Origin of the sequence: Streptomyces sp. NPDC127108 (assembly GCF_042677545.1) — a bacterium.
In the GTDB taxonomy this organism is placed as follows: domain Bacteria; phylum Actinomycetota; class Actinomycetes; order Streptomycetales; family Streptomycetaceae; genus Streptomyces.
Map to the genome: position 1 here is coordinate 17441 of NZ_JBHXTE010000051.1, position 18462 is coordinate 35902.

General features: G+C 73.6%; 16 protein-coding genes. 10 read left to right on the plus strand and 6 right to left on the minus strand.

The window, feature by feature from the left end; translation table 11 throughout:
• Window positions 1-5: 5 nt before the first annotated feature.
• Complete coding sequence (locus ACFVHO_RS33475; RefSeq protein WP_385723047.1) at window positions 6-692, plus strand: TetR/AcrR family transcriptional regulator; 687 nt, start codon at window positions 6-8, stop codon at window positions 690-692.
• 3 nt (window positions 693-695) lie between these two features.
• Here the strand turns inward: ACFVHO_RS33475 and ACFVHO_RS33480 are convergent, their stop codons facing one another.
• Window positions 696-1619: a LysR family transcriptional regulator gene (locus ACFVHO_RS33480; protein WP_385723050.1), complete on the minus strand. Its 924-nt coding sequence runs from the start codon at window positions 1617-1619 to the stop codon at window positions 696-698.
• A gap of 162 nt (window positions 1620-1781) precedes the next feature.
• On the opposite strand from ACFVHO_RS33480, the gene ACFVHO_RS33485 reads away from it, so the two are divergent.
• Window positions 1782-2339 (plus strand): cupin domain-containing protein, encoded by a 558-nt coding sequence (locus ACFVHO_RS33485; protein WP_385723053.1) that lies wholly within the window; start codon window positions 1782-1784, stop codon window positions 2337-2339.
• Here the strand turns inward: ACFVHO_RS33485 and ACFVHO_RS33490 are convergent.
• Window positions 2311-5127, minus strand: coding sequence for an alpha/beta hydrolase family protein (locus ACFVHO_RS33490; protein WP_385723056.1), 2817 nt, complete (start codon window positions 5125-5127; stop codon window positions 2311-2313). The genes ACFVHO_RS33485 and ACFVHO_RS33490 overlap by 29 nt on opposite strands.
• A gap of 212 nt (window positions 5128-5339) precedes the next feature.
• Here ACFVHO_RS33490 and ACFVHO_RS33495 point away from each other — a divergent pair, with 212 nt between their 5' ends.
• Window positions 5340-5882 carry a GNAT family N-acetyltransferase gene (locus tag ACFVHO_RS33495; RefSeq protein ID WP_385723059.1) on the plus strand — a complete coding sequence of 181 codons (543 nt, stop codon included), beginning with the start codon at window positions 5340-5342 and terminating at the stop codon, window positions 5880-5882.
• 16 nt (window positions 5883-5898) lie between these two features.
• On the opposite strand, the gene ACFVHO_RS33500 is transcribed toward ACFVHO_RS33495, so the two are convergent.
• Window positions 5899-7497 carry an NBR1-Ig-like domain-containing protein gene (locus ACFVHO_RS33500; protein ID WP_385723061.1) on the minus strand — a complete coding sequence of 533 codons (1599 nt, stop codon included), beginning with the start codon at window positions 7495-7497 and terminating at the stop codon, window positions 5899-5901.
• Between the two features lie 694 nt (window positions 7498-8191).
• On the opposite strand from ACFVHO_RS33500, the gene ACFVHO_RS33505 reads away from it, so the two are divergent.
• The 4 genes from ACFVHO_RS33505 to ACFVHO_RS33520 all read left to right on the plus strand — a co-directional run bounded on the left by ACFVHO_RS33505 (window position 8192) and on the right by ACFVHO_RS33520 (window position 11192).
• Entirely contained in the window at window positions 8192-9211 is a 1020-nt protein-coding gene (locus ACFVHO_RS33505) for a RimK family alpha-L-glutamate ligase (RefSeq protein WP_385723064.1), read from the plus strand.
• Window positions 9212-9340: 129 nt separating this feature from the next.
• Window positions 9341-9745, plus strand: coding sequence for a hypothetical protein (locus ACFVHO_RS33510; RefSeq protein WP_385723067.1), 405 nt, complete (start codon window positions 9341-9343; stop codon window positions 9743-9745).
• Between the two features lie 154 nt (window positions 9746-9899).
• Complete coding sequence (locus ACFVHO_RS33515) at window positions 9900-10247, plus strand: peptidase inhibitor family I36 protein (RefSeq protein ID WP_385723070.1); 348 nt, start codon at window positions 9900-9902, stop codon at window positions 10245-10247.
• Between the two features lie 375 nt (window positions 10248-10622).
• Entirely contained in the window at window positions 10623-11192 is a 570-nt protein-coding gene (locus ACFVHO_RS33520; RefSeq protein ID WP_385723073.1) for a hypothetical protein, read from the plus strand.
• Between the two features lie 667 nt (window positions 11193-11859).
• On the opposite strand, the gene ACFVHO_RS33525 is transcribed toward ACFVHO_RS33520, so the two are convergent.
• Both ACFVHO_RS33525 and ACFVHO_RS33530 read right to left on the minus strand, forming a co-directional pair.
• A complete protein-coding gene (locus ACFVHO_RS33525) occupies window positions 11860-12732 on the minus strand; it encodes an undecaprenyl-diphosphate phosphatase (protein ID WP_385723077.1) in 873 nt (290 codons plus the stop codon).
• A gap of 280 nt (window positions 12733-13012) precedes the next feature.
• Entirely contained in the window at window positions 13013-13720 is a 708-nt protein-coding gene (locus tag ACFVHO_RS33530) for a TVP38/TMEM64 family protein (protein WP_385723080.1), read from the minus strand.
• Window positions 13721-13769: 49 nt separating this feature from the next.
• Here ACFVHO_RS33530 and ACFVHO_RS33535 point away from each other — a divergent pair, with 49 nt between their 5' ends.
• The 3 genes from ACFVHO_RS33535 (at window position 13770) to ACFVHO_RS33545 (ending at window position 17085) form a co-directional block, all read left to right on the plus strand.
• The gene (locus tag ACFVHO_RS33535; protein ID WP_385723083.1) at window positions 13770-14474 is read left to right on the plus strand and encodes a DNA alkylation repair protein; all 705 of its coding nucleotides are present in this window, start codon (window positions 13770-13772) and stop codon (window positions 14472-14474) included.
• Between the two features lie 340 nt (window positions 14475-14814).
• Entirely contained in the window at window positions 14815-15999 is a 1185-nt protein-coding gene (gene tuf, locus ACFVHO_RS33540) for an elongation factor Tu (RefSeq protein WP_385723086.1), read from the plus strand.
• Window positions 16000-16290: 291 nt separating this feature from the next.
• Window positions 16291-17085 carry a spermidine synthase gene (locus tag ACFVHO_RS33545; protein WP_385723167.1) on the plus strand — a complete coding sequence of 265 codons (795 nt, stop codon included), beginning with the start codon at window positions 16291-16293 and terminating at the stop codon, window positions 17083-17085.
• Window positions 17086-17149: 64 nt separating this feature from the next.
• Here the strand turns inward: ACFVHO_RS33545 and ACFVHO_RS33550 are convergent, their stop codons facing one another.
• Window positions 17150-18448 carry an MFS transporter gene (locus tag ACFVHO_RS33550; RefSeq protein ID WP_385723088.1) on the minus strand — a complete coding sequence of 433 codons (1299 nt, stop codon included), beginning with the start codon at window positions 18446-18448 and terminating at the stop codon, window positions 17150-17152.
• Between the last annotated feature and the right edge of the window lie 14 nt (window positions 18449-18462).

Here is an 18462-nt window from a genome sequence, read left to right on the forward strand (position 1 = left end):
CCGGCATGGCAACCCCCGAGTCCGTGGCCCCCGCCGCTCGTTCCGCCCGTGAGACCGGCCGGACGGGGCGGCCCCGCGACGCCCGGCTCGACGAGGCCATCCTGGAAGCGACGCTGGCGCTCCTGGAGGAGTCCGGTTACCCGAACCTGACGATGGAGGCCGTCGCCCGCCGCGCCGGCACGACCAAACCGGCCATCCGCCGCCGCTGGCCGTCCCGGCAGCACCTGGTCATCGCCGCGCTCGCGGAGACCGTGGGCACCGCGCCCACCCCCGACACCGGCTGCACGCACTGCGACCTGATCCTCGGCGTCGAGACCCTGAGCCAGGCGTTCGGCGGCACGCTGGGACGCAGGACGCTGCCCGCCCTCGTGGCCGAACTGGCCGACGACCCGGAGCTGGACCGCGTCTTCACCGAGACGCTCTTCCGCCCCCGCAGGGCCACGACCGAGGCGGCGCTGCGCCGGGGCATCGAGCGGGGCGACATCCGGCCCGACGCCGACATCGACCTGCTCCTGGACATGCTCGGCGCCACCACGTACCACCGCGTGCTCTTCGGGCACCTGCCGGTGACGGACTCGCTGGCCCACGACGTCGTGATGGTGCTCATGGAGGGTGCGGCGACGCCGCGCTGGCGCGGCCACTACCAGCAGCAGCACCAGGACGACCCGCGCCCGGGCGGGCCGACCGGCTGAGCCTCAGGCGCGCAGTGCCTGGAGCAGTTGGCGCAGCGGCGGGCCCGGCGGTCCCGGCAACACGGCGAGGGACGTGGTGAGTTCGGGCGCGGCGAGGCGTCGTACGGCCACGTGGGGCACCGGCGGCAGCCCCGTCACCTCGTAGAAGACCGTCCAGGACGGGGCGTCGGCCCGCTGCTCGGCCAAGCCGGTCAGGGTCTCCTGGAGCGTGGTGAACGGCGGACCGAGCGGCGGCTCCACCCCGGCGGCCCGCAGCGCGCCGGTCACCAGGTCGTGGAAGGGCGGGTTGTGCTCGCGCGGGGCCAGGCGCAGCGGGAGGTCCGCCAGCTGGTCGAGGCGTAGGGGCGGGGCGCCCGTCGGGGCGAGGGCGGACGCGGAGTCCGGTCCGCCGCCGTGCGGGGCCGCCGCCGGGTGGTCCTCGGGCAGCGCCGCGTACAGCGGATCCCGCCACACCGGAAGGAGTTCCAGCCCCGGCGCCGTCGTCGCCGCCCGCACCAGCGCCGCGTCCAGCTCGCCGGAACGCACCGCCGCGAGCCGTTCGGTGAGGGGCAGTCGGCGCAGCCGCACCCGGAGCCGGGGAGCCGCGCGCCGCAGCTCGTCGAGGAGACGGTACGTCCGGTCGCCCGGCCCCTGGACGGTGCCGAGGCGGAGCAGCCCCTCGTCGCCGGACGCGATGTCGGCGGCGACCTGCCGGGTGCGCCGGGCCGCGGCGAGCACGGCACGGGCCTCGGGCAGCAGCCGCTCGCCCGCGCTGGAGAGGCGGACGTGCCGCGTGGACCGGTCGAACAGCGTGACGCCCAGCTCGCGTTCCAGCCGGCGGACCTGCTGGCTGACCGCCGACTGCACGATGCCGAGCCGCTCGGCGGCCCGGCCGAAGCCGCCCGTGTCGGCCACGGCGGCGAAGTACTGGAGCTGGCGCAGTTCCACGGGTTCCTCCTGCGGCGCCGATTCATCACGATCGGTGATTTCTGCAGGGAACAACTGCTTCTGGTTCGCGGCTTCTTCCCCGGATCGAATGGGAGCTACGGAGAAGGCCGCCCGGTCTCGTCGCCCCGCGCGACGGGACCGGAAGAGAGGAGCACACGGACCATGACGCAGCAGGCGACCCCGGACACCCCGGCAGCCCCGGACAGGCCCGGCGCCCTCGTGGTGCGGGCCGGGTCCGCCGAGCACGTGCCCCTTCCGCACGGCGGCGGCTTCGACCTGCTGGCCGACGGCGCGGACACCGGCGGCGCCCTCGGAGCCAACCGGCTGACCCTCGGCGCGGGCGCGGACGGCGCGCGGCCGCACTTCCACGCGCGGTCGACGGAGCTGTTCCACGTACTCGACGGGGCCGTGGAGTTCTCCCTGGACGGCGGGATGACGACGGTGACCCGCGGGGGTCTCGTCGTCATCCCGCCCGGGATGCCGCACGCGTTCGGCGCGGCGCCCGGTACGACCGCCGAACTGCTCGCGGTCCTGACACCGGGGGTCGACCGGTTCGGCTACTTCCGTGCCCTCGGCCGCATACAGCACGGCCTGGACACGTTCGACAGCCTCCTGCCCGAACAGGACCGGTACGACGTGCACTTCGTCGGCGGCGCGGACGCCGCCGCCTGGGACGCGGCGCGCGGCCGGGCTACGCCGGGTCGCGCACCGTCCCGGTGACCGTCGGGCCGAAGTGCGGCTCCCACGACTGGTCGTAGGTGAGCAGCCGCAGCCGCACGGTTTCCTTCGACTCCCGCACCCGGTCCTTGACGGTGGGCACGGACACCTCGACGCTGCGCTTGCCCGCGGCGATGCCCGCCGGGACGTAGGGCATCTCCGACACCTTGGACAGACGGCGTGCCGGGTTCGGCGACCGGTCGAAGGTGTCCTTCAGCCAGCGCTTGTCGACGTCCTTGGTGGACAGTTCGGTGCCGCTGGTCACCCGGCGGAGCTCGAATGCGGCCTCGATGTCGGTGTCGGCCGTCTCGGACAGCGTGACGCGCCACTTGAGGGCCTTGCCCTCGGTGACCCGGTCCGCGACCGGCTTCACGCTGACCTTGGGCATCGGGTCGTCGTTGCGCACGAGCACACCGCCCTGGTGGGAGCCGACCACCGCGCCGCTGACCGCCTTGGCCATGACCTCGTGGGAGGTGTCGGTGCCGTAGCGCTTGTCGCCCCGCACGGTGACGGGCACCTCGACGGCGTCGCCGCCCGGGCGCACCGTGACGGTCCTGCTCGTGGTCTTGTGCGTACGCGGGTCGGTCACGAAGAGACGGACCTTGCCGGTGCCGTGCCCGGAGACCTGGACCGGCACCCGGTACTCGCGCACCCCGGAGTCACCCTCGTCGACCTTGAGCCGGCCGATGTCGACCCGCGCGAGGTCGGCGGTCCCGGCGTCCGGAGTGCCCGGGCGCCAACCCCACGCGTCCATCAGCCAGGCACGCCCGGACCGGTTCCGCGGGGTCAGCTCCAGCGACGTGACCTGCTTGAGGTCGAGTCCGGCGCGGGCGGCCGCGGACAGCGGTACGCGCACCTCGCGCCCCCAGTAGGAGGCGGTCATCTCGGTGCCCGGAAGGCCGTCCACGCTGACCTGGCCGAGCTTCGCCCGGTGGCCCGAGGCGTCGGTGACGGTGACGTCGAGGCGGGTGCCCTTGGTGTTGGGCGGCACGATCACGCGCAGGGCCAGCTTGTCGGCGCCCGCGAGGGACACCGGCTTCTTCGGTCGGACCTTCGTCGGGGTGCCGGACTGCGTCCAGCGCATCGCGACCGCGTGGCGTCCCGCCTCCGGCGAGGGGCCCCAGGCCGCGAAGTGCGGCGAGGCGCCGCGCACGTCGGGGGCGAGGCAGGAGCGGGACGCCTTGCGGTCCACCTGGGCGCACAGCCGTCCGCCGGTCACGGCGAGCGAGGAGCTCGGCACGAACGCGGGGGTGCGGTTGCCGCCGACGGCGTGGGTGAGCACGCGCGCGGGCTTCGCCGAGGGAGCGCGGCGGCCGGCGCCGTCGAGCAGCGGGCGCACCCGGTCGTCACCGTCGACGAAGAGCCGGGCCGCCGCCGCGATGTACGTGGAGCCCGCCTTCTGCTGCTGCTTGGCGGTCAGACGCGTGTCCTTGCCCTTGGCGCACACCGCGTCGGGCCTGCTGCCGGAGCTGAAGTCGTCGTTCGCGGGCGCCTTGGCCTGCCCCGGCGTCCACTCGCTGTTGAAGAAGTTGTGGTTGGCGCCGACCACGTAGACCGCGCTGTGCAGGGCCGTGCCACGGCTGACGCCGCGCGTCCCGTCGGCGTAGATCTGGCCCTGGAGGTCGGACACGTCACCGTCGCAGCCCGGCAGGACGGTCATCGACGGCACGTCCGGCACCGGGTTCTGGCCGAAGATCGTGGGGCCGATCAGGACGGTGCCGCGGATGTTCCAGCGCGCCGGGCCGGGAGCCCCGTCCTCGGCCGCGGGCGGCGGGGCCAGGCTGTCGAGCGCGGCGCGGTTGACGCCCTCGCCGCCCCGGGAGTGGCCCACGAGCAGGACGCGGGACAGGTCGGCGGGCGCGGTGGCGCGCACGGCCGCGGGCACGTCGCCGCGGCCCGCGGCCCAGTCGGCCCAGCGGCCCAGGTGCTGACGCACCAGCGAGGAGCGGGCCTCGGCGCCGCCGTCCTCGGCCACGTCGTCCTGGCCGTTGATGCCGTTGGCGGCGATCGACACCGTCACGTAGCCCTGCGAGGCGAGCAGCTTCTGGTCGTGCAGATAGCCGCGGTGGCTCGGCACCGGCTTCATGCCGCCCTTGCAGGGCCAGCCGCCGTCCTGGTCGCCGCGGGCGTTGTAGCAGGTGTAGTGGCGGCCGTGCAGGAACAGTGCGAGCGGCCGCTTGCCCGGGGCGTCGACCGGCCCGACCACGGTGCCGCGCATCTCCACCGGCGCGCGGAAGCCGGGCAGGCGCACCGACTTCTGGGTGTACTCACCGCTCACCGTGCGGTACTTGCCCGGCACGCCAGGGTCGACGCGGTTCGCGGGCAGCGGGGCCGACTCCTCGGCGGAGGCGGCGGGCGGCGAGATCCGCGGCGCGTCCTTGGCGCCCTCGTCCAGACGCCGGCCGCCGGCCTGCGCCCGCAGTTCCGCGGCGGGACCGACGTGCGTGTCGTCGAGCCGCAGCCGGAAGGTCCGCTGGTCGTCGTGGGGCACGGGGACGCCGAGGAGCCGGTCGCCGGAGTAGAACTCGACCCGGGAGTCGCCCATCGGCACCGTCTCCGGGGCGTGCCAGACCAGCTCCTTGCGGGCGCCGGAACCGTCGACCCGCCATCCCTTGGGCAGTTGGCCCTCGGTCTCTCCCGGCGGTGTGGGGTCTTCCGGCGACGTGGCGGGTCTCGGTGAAGCGGGCGGTATTCGGTCGGCGGACGGCTGCGCGTGCGCGAGGCCCGGCACCCCCACCGCCAGCGCGAGGACCGCCGCGGCGGCGGTCACCGAGCGCGGGACATGGATCAAGACATTCCTCCGGTTTCATCCTGTTCGTCAGTCACCCCGGATCCCTGAAGAGATCACTGGGCCCCGGACCTGGAGGATGACAACGCGCGTACCGGGGTTGCCTCGTGTCGCGCTCTTCACTGGTCCGCACTTGTCCGCGCGACCGGTCCGTACGTGTCCACGCGACGGGTCCGCACTTGTCCGCGCACCCGTCCGCCGCGCATCATGCGGACATGGTTGATCATGAATTCGAGGCCCTGACCGCGATCCGGCTGGCCGCGTACTCCCGGGCCGACCAGAACGAGATACTCGGCGACGGCGCCGACCCGTTCGGCGTCGCGGAGACCGGCCTGACGTGGCTGCCCAAGGAGGAGCACTTCGGCGTCAGGTCTCAGACGGGCCGACTCGTGGCCCACGCGGGCCTGTTGAGGCTGCCGCTCACGATCGGCGGGAGCGCCACGGAGGTGATCGGCGTCGGCGGCGTGGCCGTCGCGCCCGACCTGCGCGGCCGGGGCCTCGCGCGGACCGTCCTCACGGCGGCGCTCGACCACGCCCGCACCATGGGCCCCCGGCACGCCCTGCTCTTCTGCCGCCCGCCCCTCGTCGCCCTCTACGACCGGCTCGGCTGGCGGGCGTTGACGGGCGACGTCCACGTGCGGCAGCCCGACGGGCCGGTGGTCATGCCGCTGCGGACGATGTGGACGCCGTTGGGGGCGGGAACAGAGGCCGCCCCGTGGCCGGAGGGCGAGGTGCGGCTGCGGTCGTTCCCGATGTGAACGTCGGGCCCGGATCTCAGCTGGGCGCGCACCCGTGCGTCCGCTCGTCCCTCTCCACCGTGTCGAGATGCTTGCGCAGGCTCTCGGCCCGCCGGACGAGCTTGCCCTGCTCCCGCCGCGCCTCGTACGGATCGCTCCAGTCGATCTGCTGTATCTGCCTGCGTACGTCGTCGAGTTGCTCGGCGAGCTCCACGTACCGCGCGTGCAACTGGTCGCACACCCCGGAAGTCGCGCCGACGGCCACCGTGATCCGAGGACTGGCCTGGCCGAACCAGGTGACCCCTTCCTGGAGCATCTGCCAGCAGAACGCGTAGCGGCCGGGGGTGCCCGGTGCCGTCACGGTGAACCGGAACTGGACCCGCTCACCGGGATCCACCGTGGCCTTCGGCAGGTTCACCCGGCCCGTCCCCCAGAGGGTGTTGTCCTGCGGGGCCTGGCTGCCGAGGCGGTGCGAGTCGCGCGCGGCCCAGCTGGTCGAGCCGGTGTTCGTCGCCGTCAGCGTCACCTGGGCGCCGGCACCCGGGGCCATCCGGGGCGGCGGGTGCGCGGTGGCGCCGACGGTGGCGCCGTCGATGTAGGCGGGGGAGGGGTCGGCGTGGGTGTAGGGGATGCGGAAGAAGCCGCGGATCTCGCCGGGGGTGCCGTCGTCGCTGGTTCCGTTGGTGGTGATCGTCTTGGCGGGGGTCGGGGAGCCGATGTCGAGCTGGATGACGATGTCGTCCTCGCCGGGGTGGTTGCAGTCGTACGTACGCAGCGTCAGCACGTCGCCGTGCCGCTCGTACCCCCACGCGAGGACCACGTGGTTCAGGAAGACGTCCCAGGGCGCGTAGGAGCGGACCAGGACGAGACCGAGCGGGCACAGGACGCCGTTGTCGATGTCGTCGAGGATCGCCGGGACCTCGGCGAGGGTGCGGCGGAAGAGGCCGTGCCCCCAGAACCAGGTGTCGTGGCTGAGTGCCTGGGTGTCGCCGAGCCAGCGCTTGACCACATCGGGTCCCATGAAGCTGTCGAGCAGCCGGGCGAGGATGTGCTGGGCCAGCTCGACGGGGACCTCGCGCGACGACCGGCCGCGCAGCTGCGGGGTGCCGCTCTCGAAGATGTCCCTGGCCAGGAACGACATGCCGCCGCACAGCCCCATCCTGGTCACGTCGACGGAGGTCACGGGGAGGCCGAACACGGCGATCTGGAGCGCGGTCCCGGGCGGCCACGGGTTGTTGCCGAACAGCGGGGCCCTGGTCGAGGGGAGGAACCCGGGCACGGCGGCGGGCCCGAAGCGCTGCACGGTGTCCGAGGCCCACAGCGCCGCCCCCGAGTCGGCGTACAGGACGAGGTTCCCGTCGTCCTGCGCCACGAGCAGGGCGCCAGGGTTGCCGTCGGTGTTCGTCGCCCAGTAGGGCTTGTCCTCCTCCGAGTAGAGGACGAAGTTGCCGTCGTGCTGCATCACCGCGCGGGTGACGGGCTGCTGCCAGGTGTCGGAGGCCCACAGCGGGACGTCGTCGTCCGTGCGGTAGAGGACCAGGTTGCCGTCTCCTTGCAGGACGAGGCGTATCCGTCCGTTGCGTGAGGTCAATTCGTCCCCGACGTCCAGCCGTTGACTGGCGAGCAGACGATCCATGGCAGATCCCCCCAGCGCACGTGCGGTCCCGTCGCCGTGCGCCCGGACGCCCCGCACGGCGGTCGCTGTGAGCGTCCCACCGGAGGGGGACGTTCGTAAGGCGCGGCGACGGCGCCCGGAGGCGCGGTGACGCCGTGCGGAGGGTGCCGGGATCATCGTCCGCATGGCACGGATCGGCCCCGAAGGACCCACCGGTGGCTTCCTCGCCGCCGACGGGCCGCTGCCCTGGTAGGGACAGGTGCGCCGGGTCGGCGCGGACCACGCGCGGGAGGGGCGCGCACCGGGCGCACGAGGCGCAGACCGGGCGCGTCAGACCGGCGCGCCTGCGCACTGGCCGGGGGTCCTGCCCGCGCTTACAGTGTGGGGCCCATGGCGCTGCGGTACCGAGCACGGAATCCGAGTACGGCACTGAGCAGGGACACGGAACCGAGTACGGAAACGGCACACGGGGCCACGGCCCCGCGGCACGTATCGGGGGAGGGCGCAGCCCCGTCCCGTGGTCACGAGGGACCCCCGGCCGGGCGTCGCCCCGGCCCGCCACCGTCGGGACGACCGGCGGGCGCGGACGCGGCGTCGTACGGGACCCGGTGACCCGCTGCCGCGGCCCGGCCCCGCCCCGCCGTGACCTCTGCCCGGGCCCGCGCCACGACGTGCGCGTGGACCGAGTGCGCGCCGAGAGCCGCAGGAGGCAGCCGTGTCCGGACCGTGCGTCGCCCTGATCACCGATCCCACGTCCCCCGAGGGGTGCCGGGACTACCTGGCCCGCGCCGTGGAACTCCTCACCGGCGCCCCGCCCCACCGCATCGACTCCCACCACTTCGCCCCGTGCGGCACCGGCCGTGTCCGTGACCGCGACGGGATCCGGTTACGCCTCGACGTGCCCGACCAGGGTCTGGAGGTGGTGCCCGACGTGGTCGTGCTGTACGAGATCCCGCCGCACCGGCGCCGCTCCCTCACCGGGTTCCAGCGTCTCCTCGCCCACCACCGGGCGGTGACCCTGGGCGCCGGGGTGACGGCGTGGCGGACGGCCACGGAGAAGGACCGCACGGTCGCCCACTTCCAGCGGGACGGCATCGCGCAGATGGACACGGAGGTCCTGGTGCGGCCGAGCGCGTACGAGGCGGTCGCCGCCTTCGACCGGCTCGGCCGCGACACCTGGGCCAGGCCGGTCGTCGGCACCGGCGGCAGCGACACCTTCCACGTCACCTCCGCGGGCGGTCTCGCGGAGGCGGCCGACTACTACGCGCGTCGGCGCAGCGCCTGGTTGCTCTCGCGCGACGCGGGCAACATCACCGCCGACGGCCACCGGCACCAGTTCCGCGTGTTCGTCCTCGGCGGCCGCGTCATCCACGCCCGCGAGCACATCCAGCCCGCGCCGGACACCCCCTGCAACACCTGCCAAGGGGCGAGTGCCACCTTCATCGCCCCGCGCGACCTGCCGCGCCGCCTCGCCGAACTGGCCGTCGCCGCCACCGCGTCGGTCGGGCTGCCCTTCGCCGGGGTCGACCTGGCCGTCGAGAACGGCGGGGTCGTCTTCGAGGTCAACGTCCAGCCCGCCTTCATCGAGGGCGAGTTGGAGCATGTGGCCGTGCCGTACGTCCAGGCCCATCTCGACGCGCTCGCCCAGACGGCGGGCGGGCACCGGGGCCGCCATCCGGCCCGGGGCAGACGGCGGGGCAGCCAGGTCCACGGCCGGTCGCCGCGGGTGGCGTAGGAGGCGCGACACCGACGCCAACACCTTCTTCCACACCTTCGGGTGACAGGCGGAATGCATGACTCCGCGCGGGGGCAGCATCGCCGTGCCCACGTCCCGGTCCACGGGCGGGGGCTCCCCAGCGACACGATGAGCGACCCGAAGGTGGCCATGCTCCGCAGACTCGCCCTGTCCACTGCCCTGCTCGCCGCCCTGGCCCCCGCGATCGTCTCGACAGCCCCCGCGTCGGCGTCCGCGCCCGGCGCCGGCGCTGTCGAGCGAGGCCCCGGGGAGGTGTGCTTCTGGACCCAGGCCGGCCAGCACGGCACGGGCTGGTGCTACCGCCCCCCGGGCTACGCCGAGGTGCCGGAATCCCACCACGACAAGACCGTCTCCTTCCGCTCGGACGCGAACCAGAACCTGTACGCGATCGACTGGGTGCGGGACACCTGCTACTACCGCCTGATCCGCCCGTACGACTTCAGCGACAACTGGTCCTGGGGCTCCCGGATCGACGGCGTCTCCGACAAGACGGAAGGCTGCCAGGCCGCCTGACGGCCATCGCTCGGCAACCCTCCCCGCACAGCAACCGCACCCAACAGAAAGGCCACAGCCCGATATGACGACGAAGTACGCCTCCGCTCCCGAGCCGGCCCCGGTCCCCGCTCCCGCGTCGAGGGGAAGGACCGTCAGGCGGGCCCTCCTCGGCATGGCCGCGGCACTCCTGGTGACCGGAAGTCTCGCCGTCGCAACCCCGGCCGGAGCCGCCGACTGCCCCAGTGGCGAGTTCTGCGCCTGGGAGCACAGCGACTACAAGGGCCAGCGCGCCAACTGGTCCGGGGACGACGGCTGGTGGGAGAGCTACATCGCGGACGAGGACTCCTCGTGGGCCAACCACGGCATCTCGGGGCCGGGCATCAAGGACCACGTCAAGGTGTACTCGAGCTCTGGCCAGGGCGGTCACATGACCATCTGCCTGACGCCGGGGCAGGAGGTCAACTACAACGGCGCGGCCAATGACGACGGCGACTCCCACACGTGGGGCATGAGCTGCTGATCGCTCCGCCCGGTACTCCTGCCACGGGCCCGCCGCCTTCGGGTGGCGGGCCCGTACGCATCCGTGGGCGCCCGATGTCCCGCGAGCCGCAAGGGCCGCACACCGGTGCGGACTTGTCGGCCAGTCCTGGCGCAGGGCCCACCGTTCTTCCTCCGGGCGGGGTGTAAGCGGAGCCGGACCGCGTATAAGAGAAGGGAGGAACCGACAGAACCAGGAACCGAAGCGTCGAGGCCCCGCCCGCCCCGGGCAGGGAGCCGACGGTGGACACTGCCCCGGACCCCGGCTCGCCCCCTCGCGGGGGTGTCGTCCCTGTCCGTCCGCGCCCTCCCGGGCCGCGGCGGCACGAGGAGGTCGACTGTGGGGAGCGTGCGCCGTATGACGGAGGCCGAGTGCCGTGAGGTGCTGGCCCGGGCCTGGACGGGGCGCCTCGCGGTGGCCCGGCGCGGGCGTCCGTACGTGGAACTGGTCGGCCTGGTGGTCCGGGACGGGGCTCCGGTGGCACTGGTGTCGGACGAGGGGCCGGTCGCACGGGCGCTGCCGCCCGTGGTGGCTCCCCGTCAACTGGTCGTCCTGGAGGCCGATGACGCGGACGACGCGGACGACGGCGGTGTCCGCCGCGCGGTCCGGGCGGTCACGGCGCTGGGGCGGCCCCGGTGGGTGGTCGCGACCGACGAAGTGGGGGAGTGCCGCCACGCGGCGGGAGTGCGGGGCCTGGACGTCACGGTGGACGTCCGGTTCCTCACGCTGACCGGGCCGGTCCTGAGCGGCGAGCACCATGTGCTGCGGTGCGGGCCCGGCGGGCAGATCCCCGTGGTCGGCGGAGCCCATGGGCTTACTCCTGGGGCAGTCGAGGCCACCGGAGACAGAAACCCGCGTGGGGTGGCCGCGCGCGGAGGAATTGCCTCCCGTTTGCGGCAGCGGTCTTCACTGCGCGGACTGGTTTGACTACCGTGGGTACAGGCATGGTCAGGACGCGGCCACCGAGGCATGGGCATCGCCCAGGAACAGCCCCTTGGATTTCCCACGGACCTCCCACGGACTTTGCACGAGGTCCCACGGGCTGCTCACGGAATTCCCAGGACTTGTCACGGACTTCCCAGGACTCGCCATGCAGCCGCACCCGCCTTCCCTGCCCCGGGGGACGCGGTCGGGCGGCGATCTCCGACGACCGGCTGCCCTGCGGGCCGACGGTCCTTGACGGGCGGCTGTTCCTGACGGACGCCGCACGAAAGAGGGGATGAGGCAGCCGGGGCCGCGCTCCAGGCAGCGGACACCGCGGTCCCGGCTCCTCCTCTCCTCGGGGGAGGTTCCCGCCCGCCCCCGAGGAGAGGGCAACGGTGCGAGGACGCCCGGCGGAGGGGGAGCCGCCACGTCCTCGCACCTCGCGGCCGCCGCCCCCGCCGACGAGCCGGCGGCAGCCGCCCGGGGAAACGCCCGTACGACCAGCGTGCACCCAACGGACGGAAAAAGCGCCCCCCTTGCCTACACAACGTGCCCAGATCGCCGTTTTAGGTAGCAGAGGGACACATGAGGCCAAAGTGACTACGCACGGTCACCAGTTGAAGGCCGCCGAACGGACCGCCGACGGCCGAACCTCGCGAAATCCGTGCCGCTACCCCGCCGACTCGCCCGCGTGCGGGCTCAGGGTGCCCGCGCCCACCAGGATGAACAGGATGATGCCGAGCAGGATGCGGTAGTAGACGAACGGCATGAAGCTCTTGGTGGTGATGAACTTCATGAACCACGCGATCACCGCATATCCGACGATGAAGGCGATGATCGTGGCGAAGACCGTCGGGCCCCAGGAGACATGGCCCTCGCCCGCGTCCTTGAGTTCGTACGCGCCCGAGGCGAGGACGGCGGGGATGGCGAGCAGGAAGGAGTAGCGGGCCGCGCTCTCGCGGGTGTAGCCCATGAGCAGGCCGCCGCTGATCGTGGCGCCGGAGCGGGAGACGCCGGGGATGAGGGCCATCGCCTGGCAGACGCCGTAGATCAGGCCGTCCCTGACGCCCAGTTCCTTCAGGCTCTTGCGTTCGCGTACGGCGCGGTGCTTGCCGCCGGTCTCGTCCCGGGCGGCGAGGCGGTCGGCGATGCCGAGGACGATGCCCATGACGATCAGCGTGGTGGCGATGAGGCGCAGATCGCGGAACGGGCCCTCGATCTGGTCCTTGAGCGTGATGCCGAGGACGCCGATCGGGATCGAGCCGACGATCACCAGCCAGCCCATCTGCGCGTCGTGGTCCGAGCGCGGCACCTTGCCGATCAGCGAGCCGAACCAGGCGCTGATGATCCGCCCGATGTCCTTGCGGAAGTAGATCAGGACAGCGGTCTCCGTGCCGATCTGGGTGATCGCGGTGAAGGCGGCACCCGGGTCGTGCCAGCCCGCGAACGCCGCGGTCAGTCGCAGATGAGCGCTGGATGAGATCGGAAGGAACTCGGTCAGTCCCTGGACGAGTCCGAGGATGAACGATTCGAGCCAAGACATGAAAACTGCGCCGTCCAGTAACTGATCGGGTGCTGACCCGTGCGGTGGCGGTCAGAAGCGTGGGCGGGGGACCAGGAGCGGCGAGGCGTGATGCGGGCGTGCGCGGGGTCGTGCGATGAGCCGGGAGGGGCGATCACGGGCCTCGACGGGGGGCAGCGTAGCGGCACAAGATGAATCACTCGTGTGAGGGCCGTCGCTCCGGGTGTCCGGGCGGTGGCCGACGGGGCCGCACGGGGCGCCGGGAGGGGGGCGGGGACGGCGACCGGGTGGACGCCCTGCCTCAGTGTCGGCCCCGCAGCCGATGCCGCTTGCACCACGCCACCACCGCGCCCCCGAGACCCGTCACCGCGATGAACCCCATCGCGATCAGGAACGCGGGCGACGTCGGCGTCGACGCGCGGGCGCCCGCTATGACGTACGCCGCAGTGTTGGGGATCGAGCCCAGGGCGGTGGCGAGCAGGAACGGCAGCCAGCCCATGCGGGACACGGCGGCGCAGTAGTTGGCGGCGGCGAACGGCACGCCGGGGAAGAGCCGCACCGCCAGCATCGAGCGGAACCCGTGCCTGCTCAGCTGGCCGTCGGCCGCCTTCAGCCAGCGGCCCCGCAGCAGCGGCCGGAGCGCGTCCTGCCCGAGCACCCGGCCGAGCCCGAAGGACACCCCGGCGCCGAGGACCGTGCCCGCGACCGCCGCGGGAATCCCCGCCTGTGAGCCGAAGAGCGCGCCCGCCGCCAGATTCAGCAGCGGCCGCGGCACGAACGCGACCGTGCACATGCCGTACGCCAGCGCGAACGCGCACACCGCGGCGGTGCCGCTCAGCTGTGGCGGCCAGCCCTCCGAGAGCAGCCGCTGCGGCTCGAAGAGCAGCACGCCCGTACCGGCCGCGGCCAGCATCAGCACGAGCAGGGACAGCCGCGACCACGGTGACAGGAGCACCCGGGTGCAGCGCACGGCGAGGCCCGGCGTCGGGGCGGCGGCGGTATCGAGCATCCGGGGAGACTAACCGACCGATGTGACTGATCGCCGTATGGTGCGTCTCATGAGCGTCACAGTGCCGTCGAGCCCCTTGGCCGACACCGTCCTCGAACGGCTCGCCGCACACTACGCGGAAGCGGCCGATCCGGACCGGGCCGCGGACATGCGGGCGTACATGAAGGACATCGCGCCGTTCCTCGGCCTCACCTCGCCCGTGCGGCGCGCCCTGCACCGGGACGTCCTCGCCGGGACGCCGCGCCCCGACGAGGCGGACTGCGCCGCGATCGCCCTGCGCTGCTGGGAGCTGCCGGAGCGCGAGTACCAGTACTTCGCCGTCGACTACCTGCGGCGCCACGTGCGGCGGTGCTCGTCCGGCTTCCTGCCCGTCGCCCGGCATCTGGTCACGACCCGCCCGTGGTGGGACACCGTCGACGCGCTCGCCGCGCACGTCGTGGGCGGCCTCGTCGCCGCCGACCCCGCGCTCAAGGCCGACATGGACGCCTGGATCGAGGACGAGGACCTGTGGGCGGCCAGGACCGCGCTCCTCCACCAACTGCGCTACAAGGACGCCACGGACACCGGCCGCCTCTTCGCGTACTGCGAACGACAGGCACGCCACCCCGACTTCTTCATCCGCAAGGCCATCGGCTGGTGCCTGCGGGAGTACGCGAAGACGGACCCCGACGCCGTACGGGACTTCGTCGCGCGTCACCGCGAGGTCCTCGCGCCCCTGTCCGTGCGTGAGGCGCTGAGGAACATCGGGGGCTGAAGCGCCGCAACTTCCCTGTGTGGCCGGTGTGTCACGGAAAATGATTCGACGCGGACCAGGGCGTCGGCAATGATCGTCCACATGTTCCGGCACACCTCCTTCCCGCTCACGTCCGCAGTCGCGGACGCGGTCGAGGCTGCCGTCCCTCCGCTCGCCCTCGCGGTCACCGCACCGCCGGCCGTACTCGCCGCACTTCCTTCCGACGGCGCCCGAAGCTGACCCTCCCCGGACATTCCGGCGGACCCCGCAGGGGGAGGGTCGGCCAGGCCCCCGGGGGTCCCCGTCCGCAGGCCGTCCGTGCCGCGGACCACACCTTTCGAGTTCCGGAGAAGGAACCACCATGTCCAAGACGGCTTACGTCCGCACCAAGCCCCACCTCAACATCGGCACCATGGGCCACGTCGACCACGGCAAGACCACCCTGACCGCCGCCATCACCAAGGTCCTCAGCGAGCGCGGCACCGGCACGTTCGTGCCCTTCGACCGCATCGACCGGGCGCCGGAGGAGGCGCAGCGCGGCATCACCATCAACATCGCGCACGTCGAGTACGAGACCGACACCCGGCACTACGCCCACGTCGACATGCCCGGCCACGCCGACTACGTGAAGAACATGGTCACGGGCGCAGCCCAGCTCGACGGCGCGATCCTCGTCGTGTCCGCGCTCGACGGCATCATGCCGCAGACCGCGGAGCACGTGCTGCTCGCCCGGCAGGTCGGCGTCGACCACATCGTCGTGGCCCTGAACAAGGCTGACGCGGGCGACCCCGAGCTGACCGACCTCGTGGAGCTCGAGGTCCGCGAGCTGTTGTCCGCGCACGGGTACGGCGGGTACAGCGGGGACACAGTGCCCGTGGTGCGGGTCTCCGGGCTCAAGGCCCTGGCGGGGGAGCCGCGTTGGACGGCGTCGATCGAGGCGCTGCTCGACGCGGTGGACACCTACGTCCCGATGCCGGAGCGGTACGTCGACGCGCCCTTCCTGCTCCCGGTCGAGAACGTCCTCACGATCACCGGCCGGGGCACCGTCGTCACCGGAGCCGTCGAGCGCGGCACCGTCCGCGTCGGCGACCGGGTGCAGGTGCTCGGCGGCGACGGCGACACCGAGACGGTCGTCACCGGCCTGGAGACCTTCGGCAAGCCGATGGACTCCGCGCAGGCCGGTGACAACGTCGCGCTGCTCCTGCGCGGCATGCCACGCGACGGCGTCCGCCGCGGCCATGTGGTCGCGGCCCCCGGCAGCCTCAGTCCGAGCCGCCGCTTCACCGCGCAGGTGTACGTCCTGTCCACCCGCGAGGGCGGCCGCAGCACCCCGGTGGCCACGGGCTACCGACCGCAGTTCTACATCCGCACCGCGGACGTGGTCGGCGACATCGACCTCGGTGAGGCGGCCGTCGCCCGGCCCGGCGACACGGTCACGATGACCGTCGAGCTGGGCCGCGAGATCCCCCTGGAGCCGGGGCTCGGCTTCGCGATCCGCGAGGGCGGGCGGACCGTGGGGGCGGGCACGGTCACGGAGGTCGGCTGACTCCGTCCCGTCAGCTGAGGGGGTTGGGTCCGCTTCCGGTCAGGGAGCGGGCCCAACCCCTGCCGAGGGCATGGAAAGAGGGACGGATGCGGGCACAATGGAGCGGTGAACGAGCCCGCCGAGCGATCCGGACCCGAGGCGATACCCGAAGCGCCCGCCGGGGCGATACCCGCGGCGCGCCCCGAGGCGTCGCCCGCCGCGCCCCCCGAGGCGGAAGGGGGCGAGCCCTCCGAGGCGCAGGAAGCCGAGCCGGTCCCCGTCACCCGCGCCGTCGACCACGGCACCGCGAAGCTGCTCCCCGACGTGGACCGGGCGCGGGCCTGGCTCCTGACCGTCGACGGGGCCCCGCAGTCCTACGTCGACCTGGACGAGCCCACGTACCTGGAGTTCGAGTACGCCCGCAGGCTCGGGCACGTCTTCGACACCGTCGCCGAGCCGGGCCGCCCCCTCGACGTCGTGCACCTCGGCGGGGGCGCTCTCACGCTGCCGCGCTATGTCGCAGCGACCCGGCCGGGCTCGCGGCAGGACGTGGTCGACGCGGACCGGGGGCTGCTCGAACTCGTCGTCGAGGAGCTGCCGCTGCCCCCGGGCTCCGGGATCACCACGCACGGCGCGGACGCCCGCGCCTGGCTGGAGGCCGCGCCCGCGGCCAGCGCCGACATCCTCGTGGGCGACGCCTTCGGCGGCTCCCGGGTGCCCGCGCACCTCACGTCGGACACATACGCCCGTGCCGTGCGCCGCGTCCTGCGCGCGGACGGCTGCTACGCCGCGAACCTCGCCGACGGCGCGCCCTTCGCCTTCCTCCGCTCCCAACTGGCCACCTTCGCGACGGTCTTCGAGGAGCTGGCGCTGATCGCCGAGCCGGCCGTGCTGCGCGGCCGCCGGTTCGGCAACGCCGTGCTGCTCGCCTCCCACGCACCGGTCGACGTGGACGCCCTCGTCCGGCGCACCGCCGCGGACGCGTTCCCCGCCCGGGTCGTGCACGGGGATGCGCTGCGGAGCTTCATCGGGGACGCACGGGTCGTACGGGACGCGGACGCCGAGGCCTCGCCGCAGCCGCCGGACGGGGCGTTCAGCGTCGGCTGAGCGGAGCGCCGGGGCGCCGCCGCCGAGGGCCGGCCGCCGCCCCGGCCCGGTCCTGGGCCTCGGCTCAGGCGGACGGCTTCTCCGACGGCACGGGGTCCAAAGCCGCCGCCCCGGCGGCCTGCGCGGCCACCACCGCCTTCGTACGCCGCGTCAGGTTCCGCACGTCCGGAACGAGCAGCACCGCCGCCGTCACCACGACCACGAGGACCGCGCACCCCCACAGGGAGGCCGACCGGCCGAAGGTCTGCTCGGCGGGGCCCGCGAGCGCCGTCGCCAGCGGCACCATCGCCACGGAGCCGAACCAGTCGTACGCCGCGACGCGCGACAGCTTCTCCTCCGGGATCTCCTGGTGCATGGCCGTCATCCACGAGACGCCGAACACCTCGATGGCGACACCGCTCACGAACATCACCGTCGCGAGCCCGGCCACCGGCAGCGGCACCGCGAGCGCCGCGGACGGCGCGGCCAGCGGGAAGACGCACAACGTACCGGCGAGCAGCAGCCGCCGCGGCTTCCAGCGCATCATCAGGAGCGCCCCGCCGACCGTGCCCGCGCCGAACGCCCCGAGCGCGAGCCCCCAGGGCCCCGCGCCGCCCAGCTCGTCCTCGGCGACCAGCGGCCCGAACACGGACTCGGCCGCGCCGACGACCGCGACCACCACCGAGAACTGCGCCACGATCGACCACAGCCAGGGCCGCCCGACGAACTCCCGCCAGCCGTCCCGCAGATCGGAGACGAGCCCGCCGCCGGGGGCGCGCCGAGGGATGTGGCCGACGTCGAGGAACGCGCGCAGCGCGCCCGCCGCGGCGAACGCCACCGCGTCCACGGCGAGCACCCAGCCCGGCCCGATCACCGCGACCAGCAGGCCGCCGAGCGCCGCGCCGCCGAGGCCCGCGCCCTGCATGGCCATCCGGTACAGCGCGAAGGCGCGGCCGGCCTGCTCGCCGGTGACGGACGACAGGAGCATGCCCTCGGACGCGGGCCCGAAGAACGCCTGGCCGGTGCCGCCGAGCGCGGTGAGCAGCATCATCTGCCACAGCTGCGGGTCACCGGCGAGCACGACGACGGCGAAAGCGGCCTGGGAGACGCAGTTGAGGGTGTTGGCGGCGACCATGACGTGATGCCGGGGCAGCCGGTCGGCCACCGCGCCGCCGATGAGCAGGAACAGCACGAGCGGCAGCGTGCGCGCCGCGGCGACCAGCCCCACGTCGCCGCTGTCGCCCCCGGCGTCGAGGACGGCGAACGCCGCCGCGATGAGCGCGCCGTGGCCACCGAGATTCGTGATGATCGCGGCGGCGGTGAGGAGCGTGTAGTTGCGACCGGCCCACGAGGGGCGGCGGGAGGCGGTGGGTGAGGTCACCACGGGACTATCCCCGG

Excerpts from the sequence above, each read along its gene's own strand:
- ACFVHO_RS33485 (WP_385723053.1), top strand. The coding sequence starts at position 1,782 with ATGACGCAGCAGGCGACCCCGGACACCCCGGCAGCCCCGGACAGGCCC.
- ACFVHO_RS33500 (WP_385723061.1), bottom strand. The coding sequence starts at position 7,497 with ATGGATCGTCTGCTCGCCAGTCAACGGCTGGACGTCGGGGACGAATTG.
- ACFVHO_RS33530 (WP_385723080.1), bottom strand. The coding sequence starts at position 13,720 with ATGCTCGATACCGCCGCCGCCCCGACGCCGGGCCTCGCCGTGCGCTGC.
- ACFVHO_RS33495 (WP_385723059.1), top strand. The coding sequence starts at position 5,340 with ATGGTTGATCATGAATTCGAGGCCCTGACCGCGATCCGGCTGGCCGCG.
- tuf (WP_385723086.1), top strand. The coding sequence starts at position 14,815 with ATGTCCAAGACGGCTTACGTCCGCACCAAGCCCCACCTCAACATCGGC.
- ACFVHO_RS33535 (WP_385723083.1), top strand. The coding sequence starts at position 13,770 with ATGAGCGTCACAGTGCCGTCGAGCCCCTTGGCCGACACCGTCCTCGAA.
- ACFVHO_RS33475 (WP_385723047.1), top strand. The coding sequence starts at position 6 with ATGGCAACCCCCGAGTCCGTGGCCCCCGCCGCTCGTTCCGCCCGTGAG.
- ACFVHO_RS33520 (WP_385723073.1), top strand. The coding sequence starts at position 10,623 with ATGACGGAGGCCGAGTGCCGTGAGGTGCTGGCCCGGGCCTGGACGGGG.
- ACFVHO_RS33525 (WP_385723077.1), bottom strand. The coding sequence starts at position 12,732 with ATGTCTTGGCTCGAATCGTTCATCCTCGGACTCGTCCAGGGACTGACC.
- ACFVHO_RS33510 (WP_385723067.1), top strand. The coding sequence starts at position 9,341 with ATGAGCGACCCGAAGGTGGCCATGCTCCGCAGACTCGCCCTGTCCACT.
- ACFVHO_RS33515 (WP_385723070.1), top strand. The coding sequence starts at position 9,900 with ATGGCCGCGGCACTCCTGGTGACCGGAAGTCTCGCCGTCGCAACCCCG.